Source organism: Saliniramus fredricksonii, from assembly GCF_900094735.1.
Lineage (GTDB): Bacteria > Pseudomonadota > Alphaproteobacteria > Rhizobiales > Beijerinckiaceae > Saliniramus > Saliniramus fredricksonii.
Window position 1 is genome coordinate 242,997 of record NZ_FMBM01000003.1, and the last position, 12,614, is coordinate 255,610.

At 64.2% G+C, this 12,614-nt stretch carries 13 protein-coding genes; 8 read left to right on the top strand and 5 right to left on the bottom strand.

The features are described from left to right. Positions 1–57: 57 nt before the first annotated feature. Both GA0071312_RS18430 and GA0071312_RS18435 read right to left on the bottom strand, forming a co-directional pair. Positions 58–1,707 carry an IS1634 family transposase gene (locus GA0071312_RS18430; protein ID WP_074443290.1) on the bottom strand — a complete coding sequence of 550 codons (1,650 nt, stop codon included), beginning with the start codon at positions 1,705–1,707 and terminating at the stop codon, positions 58–60. Between the two features lie 107 nt (positions 1,708–1,814). Further along, positions 1,815–2,507 carry a TAXI family TRAP transporter solute-binding subunit gene (locus tag GA0071312_RS18435; protein ID WP_074446484.1) on the bottom strand — a complete coding sequence of 231 codons (693 nt, stop codon included), beginning with the start codon at positions 2,505–2,507 and terminating at the stop codon, positions 1,815–1,817. Between the two features lie 265 nt (positions 2,508–2,772). On the opposite strand from GA0071312_RS18435, the gene GA0071312_RS18440 reads away from it, so the two are divergent. Continuing rightward, a complete protein-coding gene (locus GA0071312_RS18440; RefSeq protein WP_074446485.1) occupies positions 2,773–3,597 on the top strand; it encodes an alpha/beta fold hydrolase in 825 nt (274 codons plus the stop codon). A gap of 151 nt (positions 3,598–3,748) precedes the next feature. After that, positions 3,749–4,057 (top strand): hypothetical protein, encoded by a 309-nt coding sequence (locus tag GA0071312_RS18445; RefSeq protein ID WP_074446486.1) that lies wholly within the window; start codon positions 3,749–3,751, stop codon positions 4,055–4,057. Between the two features lie 304 nt (positions 4,058–4,361). Here GA0071312_RS18445 and GA0071312_RS18450 read toward each other — a convergent pair whose 3' ends face one another. The 3 genes from GA0071312_RS18450 to GA0071312_RS18460 all read right to left on the bottom strand — a co-directional run bounded on the left by GA0071312_RS18450 (position 4,362) and on the right by GA0071312_RS18460 (position 7,805). Then, positions 4,362–5,774 (bottom strand): sensor histidine kinase, encoded by a 1,413-nt coding sequence (locus tag GA0071312_RS18450; protein WP_074446487.1) that lies wholly within the window; start codon positions 5,772–5,774, stop codon positions 4,362–4,364. Then, positions 5,775–6,467 carry a response regulator transcription factor gene (locus tag GA0071312_RS18455; RefSeq protein ID WP_074446604.1) on the bottom strand — a complete coding sequence of 231 codons (693 nt, stop codon included), beginning with the start codon at positions 6,465–6,467 and terminating at the stop codon, positions 5,775–5,777. A 111-nt stretch (positions 6,468–6,578) separates the two neighbouring features. Next, positions 6,579–7,805, bottom strand: a complete 1,227-nt coding sequence (locus GA0071312_RS18460) for a trypsin-like peptidase domain-containing protein (RefSeq protein WP_074446488.1) — start codon at positions 7,803–7,805, stop codon at positions 6,579–6,581. Positions 7,806–7,985: 180 nt separating this feature from the next. Between GA0071312_RS18460 and GA0071312_RS18465 the strand changes: the two genes are divergently transcribed. From GA0071312_RS18465 to GA0071312_RS18490, 6 genes are all read left to right on the top strand, one after another. Further along, complete coding sequence (locus GA0071312_RS18465; protein WP_074446489.1) at positions 7,986–8,267, top strand: cupin domain-containing protein; 282 nt, start codon at positions 7,986–7,988, stop codon at positions 8,265–8,267. Positions 8,268–8,472: 205 nt separating this feature from the next. After that, complete coding sequence (gene aroQ / locus GA0071312_RS18470; RefSeq protein WP_074446490.1) at positions 8,473–8,919, top strand: type II 3-dehydroquinate dehydratase; 447 nt, start codon at positions 8,473–8,475, stop codon at positions 8,917–8,919. Positions 8,920–8,955: 36 nt separating this feature from the next. Then, positions 8,956–9,429 carry an acetyl-CoA carboxylase biotin carboxyl carrier protein gene (accB, locus tag GA0071312_RS18475; RefSeq protein ID WP_074446491.1) on the top strand — a complete coding sequence of 158 codons (474 nt, stop codon included), beginning with the start codon at positions 8,956–8,958 and terminating at the stop codon, positions 9,427–9,429. 6 nt (positions 9,430–9,435) lie between these two features. Next, positions 9,436–10,791: an acetyl-CoA carboxylase biotin carboxylase subunit gene (gene accC / locus GA0071312_RS18480; RefSeq protein WP_074446492.1), complete on the top strand. Its 1,356-nt coding sequence runs from the start codon at positions 9,436–9,438 to the stop codon at positions 10,789–10,791. A gap of 54 nt (positions 10,792–10,845) precedes the next feature. Next, positions 10,846–11,517, top strand: coding sequence for a leucyl/phenylalanyl-tRNA--protein transferase (aat, locus tag GA0071312_RS18485; RefSeq protein ID WP_074446493.1), 672 nt, complete (start codon positions 10,846–10,848; stop codon positions 11,515–11,517). A gap of 44 nt (positions 11,518–11,561) precedes the next feature. Continuing rightward, the gene (locus GA0071312_RS18490; protein ID WP_074446494.1) at positions 11,562–12,506 is read left to right on the top strand and encodes an acetamidase/formamidase family protein; all 945 of its coding nucleotides are present in this window, start codon (positions 11,562–11,564) and stop codon (positions 12,504–12,506) included. The last annotated feature ends 108 nt before the right edge of the window (positions 12,507–12,614 follow it).

Consider the following 12,614-nt stretch of genomic DNA (forward strand, 5'->3'; position numbering starts at 1 on the left):
TCAATGGGATAGGGGGCGCCTTCGCGCTTTTAGCACCACGGTCGGAGGGTCGTGCGGTCAAGCAGCTTCGGTTTCGGCGATGTTCGGCGGCAGCGCCACGCCGACGGCGCGGAATACCGGCCCGACCTGACCGCTTACCGGGGTACGGATGGCAATGCTGCGTCCGTCCTTTTCGATTTTGCCGCTCTGCAGGCGGTCGAGATCACGCAGGAGCGGGCGCCACTCGGGTTTGATCCCGGCTTCGGTGCAGCGGTCGAACAGCTCCTTGTGCAGCATCAGGGCGAGGAAGGAGCAGAAGACGTGGCCGCGGATGGCGGCATCGGATGAATGGAAGATCGGACGTGTCGAGAGCGTCGCCTTGGCGACACGAAACAGCGTCTCGACGGTGAGCAGGTCCCGGTAGCGCAGCATCGCCTGAAGCGGAGAAATCCTCGCGTTGGTGCGCAGGACGAAGATCCCGTCATAGCGGGCTTCCTCGGCGATCTTGCCGGCATCGATCTCGAAGGCATCACGCGTCGTGGTGTTGAGATAACGCCTGTAGGCGGAGTTGCCGACGAGGGCCTTGTCGCCCTTCTTCAACTGCGTATCGAGGGCAGCGATGATGGCCTGGCGGTCCTCGCGGTCCTTCTCGGCCTGCGCCTCGTTGCGGCAGACGATGTAGCGGACCCCGTCGACGACGACCTCCTTGGCGAAGAGCTGCGTCTCGCCCTGGCTGCGCTCGACGAGGAGCGGCGTGAGGGGTTGCGGATCGTCGAGAACCCGGCGCATGCGTGCGTCGGTGCGCTCGCGCACACCCAACACATATTCCAGACCCTGTTCCTCTAGCGCCGTGATCGTGGCCTGCGAGATCATGCCCCGATCCGCCACGATGCAGGCTCGGGTGATACCGAAACGGCTGCGCAGCCGCTGCACGATCGGCAGCAGGATGGCGACATCGGCGGTGTTACCTGGCATCATCTCGGTGCAGACCGGGCGGCCATCGGCATCGACGATGACGGCGAGGATCATCTGGTTGAGATCAGGGCGATGGTCCTTGGAATAGCCCCGTGCCCCCAGCGTCTCGCCGCCTTCGCCGTGGAAGGACAGGGAGGTCGTGTCCATGAAGACGATGGAGAGATCGGTAAACAGGTCGCGCCGGCGCGCAAACAGCGCCTCCTCGATCACGTCCTTGACGGTACGCGGCGAAAAGGGCGTCGCATCCTTCTGCTCGTCCTTTGGCAGATCTTCTCCGAGCCAGGCCATGGCCCGATAGAAATGGTGCAGCGACAGATCGTCGGCACCGGGAATGTCGTAATCCTGCATCCAGGACGCGCAGTCGCGATCCGAGCCGGAGACGAACAGACGGTGCAGCGTCGCGGTGAACACGGCCCGCTCCACCGGGAATTCGAAGCCGCGTTCCCCAAGCTGATCAGCGATCACCTGATCGATGCCGAGTTGCTGCCACAGGCGCCCGAAGAGCAGCGGCCCGCCGATGCGACGAGCTTCGTATCGCGCCACATCACCGTTGTTGATGGCATCCAGGACCATGGCCCGTTCCGTGAACCGTCCGACCGAGGCGGCCAGGCGATCGAGATCCTTGCTGGCGAGAACCGTTTCCTTGCGTCCGAGATTGCGGATGATGCGCTGCTTCGTGCGGCCACCCTCGCGGACATTCTCCACAAGGTAGATGTAGGTGTAGCCATTGATGGTCTTCTCGCGCACGAACATGCCGAATTAGCATCTCAGAAACCTCCATTCGTCAAGCAATGAAACGCCTATTCTTACATTATTTAGCACCACACAAACTGACGCCCACCGACCCCACCTCAATAACATCAATGGCTTACGGAAAAATGTTCCCGCTTCGTCCAATTCAACTGTTCAACTTGGGCCACGGGAACGCCGCCAGGGGTCGACATCGCGACGATCTGGTTGTTCTGCAGCGCGTCGGCGGAAGGGTTGTAACCCATATAGACCAGCTCGTATTCGTCGAGCGGCATGCCGAGATTACCCATCAGAACGGTATTGGAACCGAGCGTGCCGGAGCCCTGCGCACCCATCGAAACGGGCTCGCCCATCACATTCGCCATATCCGCGATGGTGCCGCTCTCGACATCCGATGAGCGCATCACGAAATGCTCGGTATTCTGCCACAAGCCGGTGATGGAGCGCAGATTCTCCTGCGGCCCTTCTTCCTCGAGCGGGCCCGTCCCGTTGCTGGCATAGGCGCCGAACAGGCCTTGCAGAATCGCGAAATCGACTTCGCCTTCACGCAGCAGGCGGACATTCTCGCCCGAGCCGGCAGAGCTGATCGCCGAGAGATCGATGCCCTCGGTCGGCTGGAGACGCGTCTTGATCAGCGTCGCAATCGCAACGCCCACCGGATAATAGGTGCCGCCGGTCGAGGCCGTCGAGAGCAGGAAGCTCTGATCCTGGGCCTGGGCCTGCGAGGTCGGCATCGCGATGGCGACCGCCCCGACCATTGCCGATGCCAGAAGCGTACGGCGAAGAATGGTGCTGTTCTTCATCAAATAAATCCTCCCTGTCATACAAAGCCACGGCCTTCAGCCACGCTTTATCTGGATTTCTACGGGTCCGGGCAAAGCCGGTCAACTGTCCGCCGACGCAATAGGCTGCCCAAGTTTTCGGCACTTCACATATTGCAGCGCAGCAATTCATGCGGGTCATCATGAGGCGACGAAGCCGTGGATAAACGCGTGGAGATTCGACTTGCGCGTCCGCTTGCAACATCGCACAAGCAGCAAAAAATCAAACACTGTGCGGAGGAAGACCATGGAAGCATACGAGATCCGGGGCGGTGGCGGCCTGGCACTGCATGTACGCCGCTACGGAAACCGCGACGGAAGACCGATCGTCTTCCTGCATGGCTGGTCGCAACATCACCTCGCCTTCGCGCAGCAATATGACGGCCCCCTCGCGCAGACACATGATCTGATCGGCGTCGATCTGCGCGGCCACGGCGCTTCCGACGCGCCCGCCGGCGCACAATATTACGCCGATGGCGAAGTCTGGGCGGATGATCTGCATGGCGTGATCGACCAGCTCGGGCTGGCTGCGCCGATCGTCGTCGCCTGGTCCTATGGCGGGCTCGTCCTTGCCGATTACCTGCGCAAATACGGTGATGCTGGCCTCGGTGGCGTGAATTTCGTCGGCGCGGCGCTGGTCATCGGCAAGGATTATATCGGCCCCTATACGGGCGAGACTTTCGTCAGATACGCCGCGAAGGGCATGTCGAAGGATCCGGTGAAGGCGCTCTACGGCATGATCGATTTCGTCCATGCCTGCGCGGTCAGGCCGATCCCGCAAGCGACGATCGAGCGCTTCATCGCCTTCAACATGCTGGTGCGCGCGGATGTGCGCCGCGCCGTGAGCGCACGCGAGGCCGATTACCGGCCCGTTCTGGCCGACCTGAGCAAACCGGCCCTGTTCAGCCATGGCGCCGCCGATACGGTGATCATGCCGCAAATGACCAGCGAAGCGGCAGGGGTTGCTCCGAATGCGCGCATCTCGTGGTACGCGGATGTTGGCCATATGCCCTTCATCGAGGATCAGGCCCGCTTCGATGCCGAGCTCGCCGCCTTCGCCGGGACCTGTTGAGAAAAGGGTTGCGGCAAAGGTTGCGGCGAGGGTTGCCGGCATGGGCGCAACGCGAAGTCGATCCGTCCCCGACGCGGCAAACATCACGGTGTCATAATTGGCATCGAAACTGCAGTCGGAATGTCGATGCCAGCGCCTTGAGGAAACCGTCATGCCGAGCAGCAAGAGGAATGAAACCGGCTTTGATCCGATGGGGATCGCGCCCGTGATGATGCATTACTGGCGCGTCACCATGTTCGACATGCCGATGGCCTGCGCCCTCGGCATGAATGCCTGCATGACCCGCTGGATCGCGCATCAGCAGGAATTCATGCGCAGCCTCACGGCCTCACGCGATCTCGACGACGTCACCACGGCCCAGAAGAAACTGGTCGCGGAAGCCATCGAGGATGCGCAGGCCAACACGGCTGCCTTCCAGCGCGACTTGCGCGCGACGCTGGAAGCCGCCCGCTTGAACTGAAAGCGGAACCACGGGTGGCGTTGCGGACCGGTCCAGATCTCTGCAAACGAAGCGGCTTCGGGTTTGCCGGCCTGATGATCCGCGAGGCCGCGCGGCGGGCAGGCACCGGGAAACTGGTCAGCTCCGATCGGAAGGCCTCAAACCCGGACAGACCCGGACAGAGTTGGACAGACCTGGACAGACCTGGATGATGTCGTCCTGCCGGGTGAGGCACCCATTGCACAGATGCGAATATCCGTTCAGGCCTCGCGGCGAAGACGAGGACGACCTGGCTCTGGAGTGGCCCGCCTGACGGTCGGCATCTTCACGATCGGCCCGCCGCCGGCAGATCCAGCACCGCAACGAGCCCCGGCGCGCCCTCCTCCAGCCGCAATGTGCCGCCGTGCAGCCGCGCCACCGCCGCGACGAGGGAGAGACCGAGGCCGAAACCGGGGCGGTTGCGGGAATGCTCGAGGCGGATGAAGCGCCCCAGCACCCGCTCGCACTCTTCCTCGGGAATGCCCGGCCCATGATCGCGCAGGCTGATACGCACCCGTGCGCCGTCGCGCTCCGCGACGAGGCGGATGACTGCTTGCCCATCGTCATCACCATCCGGAGCGGCATATTTCAGAGCGTTGTCGATGAGATTGGTCAAGGCCTGCGCCAGCAGTTCCGGCGAGCCGCGCAACGGCAGATCCGGCGCGATCTGCGCATCAAGCCGCATGCCGGCTTCCTCGACGACGGCATCATAGAGTTCGGCGACATCGGTGGCGATATCGGAAGCATCGAAGTCGCGCACCAGATCCCCGGCATTGCCGGCTTCGAGCCGCGCGATCATCAGCAGTGCGTCGAACACGCGGATCAGATTGTCGCTCTCCTCGATCGCCCCTTCCAGCGCGGCACGCAATTCCTCCGGTGTGCGTGCCTCGCGCAGGGCGTCGTCGGCGCGGTTGCGCAGGCGGTTGAGCGGTGTCTTGAGATCATGGGCGATGTTGTCGGAGACCTGCCGCATTCCCGCCATCAGTTCCTCGATCCGCCCGAGCATGGTGTTCAGGCTCTCGGCCAGCCGGTCGAGTTCGTCGCCCGTCCCCGCAATGGCGAGGCGCCCGCCGAGATCGCCGGCCATGATCGAGCGTGTCGTCGAGGTCATCGCCTCGACCCGCCCAAGCAGACGCTTGGCCACGATCCAGCCGCCGACGCCGCCGAACAGAAAGACCCAGAAGAGCGACCAGATGAATGCGCGGCGCACCACGTCGCGCATGCGCTCGTTCTCTTCGATGTCACGCCCAACGAGCAGGCGATTGCCACCGGGCAGGTGGTAGACCCGCACCAATGCCCGGTGGATCCGCATCCCGTCCGCGCCGCTCACCCGTTCGTAACGGATACGATGCTGACCCGGCTGCGCCAGCAGGCGCGGGGAAACCGCCTCGACATTGCCGGCGACGGGGCGTCCGGTGCGGGTCGTGATCAGGTAGAGCGAGGCGGAGGGGCTGCGCGAGCGACGGTTCACGGTCCGCACCAGTTGCGGCAGCCCGCCACGTTCGAACTGCTCGGCGAGCCCGGTGATTTCCGCCTCGATCGTGGAAACCATCTGCTGGGTGACGAGGCGCTGGGCGTTCCATGTGACGTAGCCCAAAGTGAGGAAGATCGTCACCGCAAACATCACGAGGTAGAAGGCCGAGAGCTTGAAGGCACTCGTGCGCAGAAGCTTGGCGAGACTGTCGAGGAAGGCGCGCACTCAGCCGTCCTTCGCCGGATCGCGCAGCATGTAGCCGGCGCCGCGTATGGTCTGGATCATGGCGTGGTCGAAACCGCGATCGATCTTCCCGCGCAGGCGCGAGACATGCACGTCGATGACATTGGTCTGCGGATCGAAATGATAATCCCAGACATTCTCCAGAAGCATCGTGCGCGTCACCACCTGGCCGGCATGACGCATCAGGTATTCCAGCAGGCGAAACTCGCGCGGCTGCAGATCGATGGCCTGCCCCGCACGCGCGACCGAGCGCGAGAGTCTGTCGAGGACGAGATCACCGACCGTGAACCGCGTCGGCTCCGCTTCCGCCTTGCCGGAACCGCGCCGGGCGAGCACCTCGATCCGGGCGAGCAGTTCGGAGAAGGCATAGGGCTTGGGCAGATAATCATCCCCGCCCGCGCGCAACCCCTTGACCCGGTCATCCACCTGCCCGAGCGCGGAGAGGATCAGCACCGGCGTGGTGATGGACTGCTCGCGCAGGGAACGGATCAGCGACAGACCGTCGAGCTTGGGCAGCATGCGATCGACGATCAGCACGTCGTGGTCGCCCGCTTCAGCGAGCGCATAGCCGTCGAGCCCGTCATGGGCGACGTCGACCCCGTGGCCCGCCTCGCGCAGACCCTTGGCGAGATAGCGCGCAGCCTCGCGATCGTCTTCGATGATGAGTATCTTCATGCGATCATGATAGCAAAGGCGCATCCGTTTGCGACAGCGCTTGAAGCAGGGCCGGGCCGCGCACCGGGGGCTGGGGGGCATGATCCCGGATTGCGGCCCGACCTCCTCGGATCAGGCGTCGCTGAGACGCCCGATCTCGACACTGATTTCGCGCACGTCGCCGCGCCGCACGATCTCCAGCGTGATCGCCGTCCCCGGATCGATATCGGCGATCCGCCGAGACAGCGCCCGGTGGTCGGCGATGCTTTCGCCATCCACCGAGAGGATGATATCGCCGGATTCGAGCCCGGCTTCGTCGGCGGGGCTGTCCGGCTGTGGCTGAGCCACGAGCGCGCCCTGCGTATCGTCCCGACCCATGGCCTCGGCGATTTCCTGTGTCACCGGCTGGATCTGCACGCCGAGATAACCCCGGACCACCTCACCCTGTTCCATCAACGCAGTCACAACGTTGCTGGTGACATGGGCGGGAATGGCGAAGGCGATGCCGATATTGCCACCCGAGGGCGAGAAGATCGCCGTATTCACACCGACGACCTCACCGGCCAGATTGAAGGTCGGGCCACCGGAATTGCCGCGATTGATCGGGGCGTCGATCTGCAGGAATTCATCATATGGGCCAGCACCGATATCCCGCGCCTCTCCCGAGATGATACCGGCCGTCACGCTCCCGCCCAGTCCGAACGGATTGCCGATCGCCACGACCCAGTCGCCGATGCGGCTTCGCTCATCGGCCAGGTTCAGATAAGGGAAATCCTGTTCGGGGGCATCGATCTTGAGCAAGGCGAGATCCGTGCGCGGATCGTTGCCGACCACTTCGGCCTCGAAACTGCTCCCGTCATCGAGCATGACCTCCACCGTGGTGGCGTTGCGCACGACGTGATCATTGGTGACCACGTAGCCGTCACCTGAGATGAAGAAGCCCGAGCCCTGGGATGCGGCACGACGCGGCGGACGCTGGGGCGCAGGCTCCCCTCCGCGCGGCCCGGGACCGAAGCCGAATTCCTCGAAACGACGAAAGAACTCGTAGAGCGGATGGTCGGGATCGATGTCGGGCATGCCGAATTGCTGGCCCGGCCCGCCGCGCGGACCGCGCCGCGTCTCACTGCGCTCGGCCTGCTCGGGCTCGATGGTCACGCGCACCGAGACCACGGCAGGACTGACGCGCTCGACGACATCGGCGAAAGAGGGCATCCGGACGGGCTCTTCGAGACGCAAGGGCTCGGCGCCAGCCTGCGCGTAGCTGCCGACGAGGCCGATCCCGGACCCCGCTACCAGAGCGCCGAGCGCCGCAGCGGTTGCGATGCCGAGGTTATTGCGGGTAAAGGATTTGATCTGCATACGGTTTCTCTCTCCGTTGAGGTCGATCTGACGAATTCGTTCCTCCGCAATCTACGTATGGCGGCTTACGCGGGTTTCACCGGGGCATGAACTTTTGGTAATCTGAAGCGTTCACAAGATGTCACGAAAGCCTGCCGCGAAACGGGTTCGGCACCCATCGGTATGTGAGGAGGAGACAGCATGCAAAAGGCAGTATCGGAATTGCAGGCCGAGGACGACAGGATGCGCATCACCCGCTGGACCTTTGCGCCTGCAACGGAAACAGGCTGGCACCGTCATGCCTGGCCGTATGCGGTCGTACCGGTACAGGGTGGCATGCTCACCGTTGTCGATAGTGAAGGCGAGCGCGATTACGAGATCCGGACCGGTGAGAGCTATGCGCGTGCCTGTGGCACGGAACACAACATCGTGAACAATTCGAATGCGCCGATCGTCTTCGTGGAGATCGAAATCAAGCGCTGAGTGATGCCGTCACGGTGATCGCTGCAGGCCGGTTGAGGCCCCGCCCGTCCCGCGAGAAACAGCGGGATGGCGGCGCGGTGGTGCGGCTTTGCGGCGAAAAACCCTTTTCGGAAAGCGTTTCAGGGGTTATGGAGAGCGCGCAGGTCGGCGTGCGGGTTCGCGCGCCCTTGCGCGCAGAGCCGCCCCCGGAGCCCGTAACGCCAGCATGACCGCAATTTTCCTCATCAACGGCCCCAATCTGAACCTGCTCGGTCAGCGCGAGCCGCAGATCTACGGGGCGGACACGCTGGCCGATATCGAGGCGATGCTGCAGGCGCACGCAACGGCGCGCGGGGTCACGCTCACCTGCCGACAATCCAACCATGAGGGTGATCTGGTGAGCTGGGTGCAGGAAGCGGGGCTCGTCGGGGCGGGGGTGCTCTTGAATGCCGGCGCCTATACCCATAGCTCGATCGCCCTGCGCGACGCGATCAGCGGCAGTGGCGCGAAAGTGGTGGAAATTCACCTCTCCAACGTCTATGCCCGCGAGGCATTCCGCCACAAATCCATGATTGCACCCGTTTGCGCGGGGGTGATCTGCGGCTTTGGCAAGACCGGCTACATCCTGGGATTCGATGCCCTCACCGCCGCTGCCGGCGCATCACAGACCTGAATCGACACCACGCGGTCCGACTGGAGTTTGAAGAGAATGGCCACGAAAAACCCCTTCGATCCCGAACTCGTGCGAGAGCTCGCCGGATTGATTTCGGAAACGGATCTGACCGAGATCGAGGTCGAAAAAGGGGATCTGCGCATCCGCGTGGCGCGCCAGATCACGCAGGCGGTCCATGCCCCCGCCCCGGTCCCGGCTCCCGCGCCTGCGACAAGCGCGCCCGTCGAAGCCAGGCCAGATCCGGCCCCGGTCCCGGCGCTCAATCCGAAGGACCATCCCGGCATGGTACCCTCGCCCATGGTCGGCACCGCCTATCGGCGCGCGTCTCCCGACGCCAAGCCCTTCATTGAAATCGGCCAGCATGTGGAGACGGGCGACAAGCTGCTTCTGGTCGAGGCGATGAAGACCTTCAACGACATTGTCGCTCCGCATGCCGGCACCGTCACGGCCATCCTGTTCGAGGACGGGCAGCCGGTCGAATACGGCGAACCCCTGCTCATCATCGAGTGAGGCGCCATGTTCGATAAAATCCTGATCGCCAATCGCGGCGAAATCGCACTGCGCATCCTGCGCGCGGCCAAGGAACTCGGCATCGCCACGGTCGCGGTCCATTCCACGGCGGATGCGGATGCCATGCATGTGCGCCTCGCCGATGAGAGCGTGTGCATCGGCCCGCCGGCGGCGCGCGATTCCTATCTCAACGTCCCCGCGCTGATCGCCGCCTGCGAGATCACCGGCGCGGATGCGGTGCATCCGGGATACGGCTTCCTCTCGGAGAATGCCGGTTTCGCCGAGGTGCTGTCGGATCACAACATTGCCTTCATCGGCCCAAAGGCCGAACATATCCGCATCATGGGCGACAAGATCGAGGCCAAGCGCACCGCGAAGCGCCTCGGCATTCCCTGCGTACCGGGTTCCGAGGGTGGCATCGAGACGGCGGAAGACGCCGTGAGCATCGCCGCAGGGATCGGCTATCCGGTGCTGATCAAGGCGGCATCCGGCGGCGGTGGGCGCGGCATGAAGGTCGCGCGTGACGCCAGCGAACTCGAACACGCCTATACGACGGCGCGCACGGAAGCCGCAGCGGCTTTCGGCGACGATGCGGTCTATATGGAGAAATATCTGGAGAAGCCGCGCCATATCGAGATCCAGATTCTCGGCGACGGCAAGGGCGACGCCATCCATCTCGGCGAGCGCGATTGCTCGCTGCAGCGTCGCCACCAGAAGGTCTGGGAGGAAAGCCCCTCCCCCGCCCTCAATGACGAAGAGCGCGCGCGCATCGGCGAAATCTGCGCCAGGGCCATGCAGGAGTTGCAATATCGCGGCGCCGGCACGATCGAGTTCCTGTATGAGAACGGCGAATTCTACTTCATCGAGATGAACACCCGCATCCAGGTCGAGCATCCGGTCACGGAGATGATAACCGGGGTGGATCTCGTCAACGAGCAGATCCGCATCGCCGCCGGCGCACCGCTCTCGGTGGCGCAGGAGGAACTCACGCTTTTCGGCCACGCCATCGAATGCCGCGTCAATGCCGAGCATCCGTCGAGTTTCCGGCCCTCGCCGGGCACAATCAGCCAGTTCCATACGCCTGGCGGGCTCGGCGTGCGCGTCGATTCCGCGGCCTATCAGGGCTACCGGATCCCGCCGCATTACGATTCGCTCGTCGGCAAGCTGATCGTGCACGGGCGAACCCGCAACGAATGCATGATGCGGCTGCGCCGGGCGCTGGACGAATTCGTGGTGGAGGGTGTCGATACCACGCTGCCGCTGTTTCGCACGCTGGTGCGCAACCAGGATGTCCAGAACGGGCTATACGATATCCACTGGCTCGAGCAATTCCTGGAAAAGGGTGGCCTGGAGGATATCTGACCCGTCAGCGGGAAGCGTGGCGCCGGTCGGCGGGCGAGAGAGGAAATCCAGCGCATGAGCGGCATCGTCGAGATCACGCCGGAAATCGTTCTGCAGGCCTATGCCGCCGGCATCTTCCCGATGGCCGAGGGCGCCGACGATCCGGGCCTGTTCTGGGTCGAGCCGCATGAGCGCGGCATCATCCCCCTCGACGATTTCCGGATCTCGCGCCGGCTCGCGCGCACCGTGCGCGCGGATGTCTTCACCGTGCGCGTCGATCATGATTTCGACGCGGTGATCGCCGGCTGCGCCGAGCCGGCACCGGATCGCGAGAAGACCTGGATCAACCACCGTATCCGCACTCTTTTCCGCGCCTTGTACGATCAGGGCTATTGCCACACAGTCGAGGTCTATCACGGCGAGGATCTCGTGGGCGGGCTCTACGGGGTCGATCTGGGGGGCGCGTTCTTCGGCGAGAGCATGTTCCACCGCATGCGTGACGCGTCGAAAGTGGCCCTCGTGCATCTCGTCGCGCGGTTGATCCGGGGGCGCTACAAGCTGCTCGATACGCAATTCGTCACACCGCATCTGGCGCAATTCGGGGCTCACGAAGTTCCCCGCAGGGCCTACAAGGCCATGCTGGCGGATGCGCTGACCGATGACGGCCACTGGCATGCGCTGCCCGCCGGTTCGATTCCGGGCGCCCAGGCGCTCGCCATCATCGCCGAGACGGCCCCGCGCGCCTGATCCGCACGGGCTGGGCGGCGCCGGAGATACGAGGCAGGGATATCATGGCACAGCACCGTCTGGACGCAGCGCCGCAGACCGTTCACTGGGGCTATTTCGATGCGCAGCTCGCGCCGCGCCTGACCATTGCGAGCGGCGAGAGCGTCACCATCTCCACCGTTTCCGGCCCGCCCGAGGTGATGCCGGACGCGGGCTTCACCATTCCCGACGCCCTGCCGGCGATCCATGCCACCATGACACCGCGCCTGCCGGGCCATATCTGCACCGGCCCCGTCGCGGTGGCGGGCCTGCGTGCCGGGCAGGTGCTGGAAGTGCGCATCGATGCGATCGATCTGCATTACGACTGGGGCTACAACACGCTCGGCCCCCTGAAGGGCGCGCTGCCGGATGATTTCACCGAGAACCGGCTGATGCACATCCCGCTCGATCGCGCGCGCATGACCGGGCGCCTGCCCTGGGGGCTCGACTTGCCGCTTGCTCCGTTCTTCGGCGTGATGGCGGTGGCGCCGCCGCCGGCCTGGGGGGCGCTCTCGACCCTGCCGCCCCGGCGCAATGGCGGCAATCTCGACAACAAGGAACTCGTGGCGGGCACCACGCTCTACCTGCCCTGCTTCGTCGATGGCGGCAACTTCTCCGTCGGCGACGGGCATGGTGCGCAGGGCGATGGCGAGGTCTGCATCACCGCGATCGAGACCGGCCTGATCGGACAATTCACGCTCATCGCGCGGCCGGACATGGCACTCGACTGGCCGATGGCCGAGACGCCGACGCATCTGATCACCATGGCCTTCGATCCCGATCTCGATGATTGCGTCGTCATTGCCCTGCGCCAGATGATCAACGAGATCACCGCGCGCACCGGGCTGTCGCGCGAGGACGCCTATACCTTGTGCAGCCTCGCGGCGGATCTGCGCATCACCCAGGTGGTCAACGGCAACAAGGGTGTGCATTGCATGCTCGCGAAGGCGCTGATCGAAGGCTCCGCCTGAGGCGATATCCCGTCGCGCGCGGGGCCCCGCATCGGGCCGTGCGCGTGATCCCCATTCCCTTCCCGCCCGTTTCCCGGCACACTCGCATAAAACCCGGTGCGCGGTATC

Coding starts and splice junctions, on each gene's coding strand:
- GA0071312_RS18430 (WP_074443290.1), bottom strand. CDS start 1,707: ATGTTCGTGCGCGAGAAGACCATCAATGGCTACACCTACATCTACCTT.
- GA0071312_RS18435 (WP_074446484.1), bottom strand. CDS start 2,507: ATGAAGAACAGCACCATTCTTCGCCGTACGCTTCTGGCATCGGCAATG.
- GA0071312_RS18440 (WP_074446485.1), top strand. CDS start 2,773: ATGGAAGCATACGAGATCCGGGGCGGTGGCGGCCTGGCACTGCATGTA.
- GA0071312_RS18445 (WP_074446486.1), top strand. CDS start 3,749: ATGCCGAGCAGCAAGAGGAATGAAACCGGCTTTGATCCGATGGGGATC.
- GA0071312_RS18455 (WP_074446604.1), bottom strand. CDS start 6,467: ATGAAGATACTCATCATCGAAGACGATCGCGAGGCTGCGCGCTATCTC.
- GA0071312_RS18460 (WP_074446488.1), bottom strand. CDS start 7,805: ATGCAGATCAAATCCTTTACCCGCAATAACCTCGGCATCGCAACCGCT.
- GA0071312_RS18465 (WP_074446489.1), top strand. CDS start 7,986: ATGCAAAAGGCAGTATCGGAATTGCAGGCCGAGGACGACAGGATGCGC.
- aroQ (WP_074446490.1), top strand. CDS start 8,473: ATGACCGCAATTTTCCTCATCAACGGCCCCAATCTGAACCTGCTCGGT.
- accB (WP_074446491.1), top strand. CDS start 8,956: ATGGCCACGAAAAACCCCTTCGATCCCGAACTCGTGCGAGAGCTCGCC.
- accC (WP_074446492.1), top strand. CDS start 9,436: ATGTTCGATAAAATCCTGATCGCCAATCGCGGCGAAATCGCACTGCGC.
- aat (WP_074446493.1), top strand. CDS start 10,846: ATGAGCGGCATCGTCGAGATCACGCCGGAAATCGTTCTGCAGGCCTAT.
- GA0071312_RS18490 (WP_074446494.1), top strand. CDS start 11,562: ATGGCACAGCACCGTCTGGACGCAGCGCCGCAGACCGTTCACTGGGGC.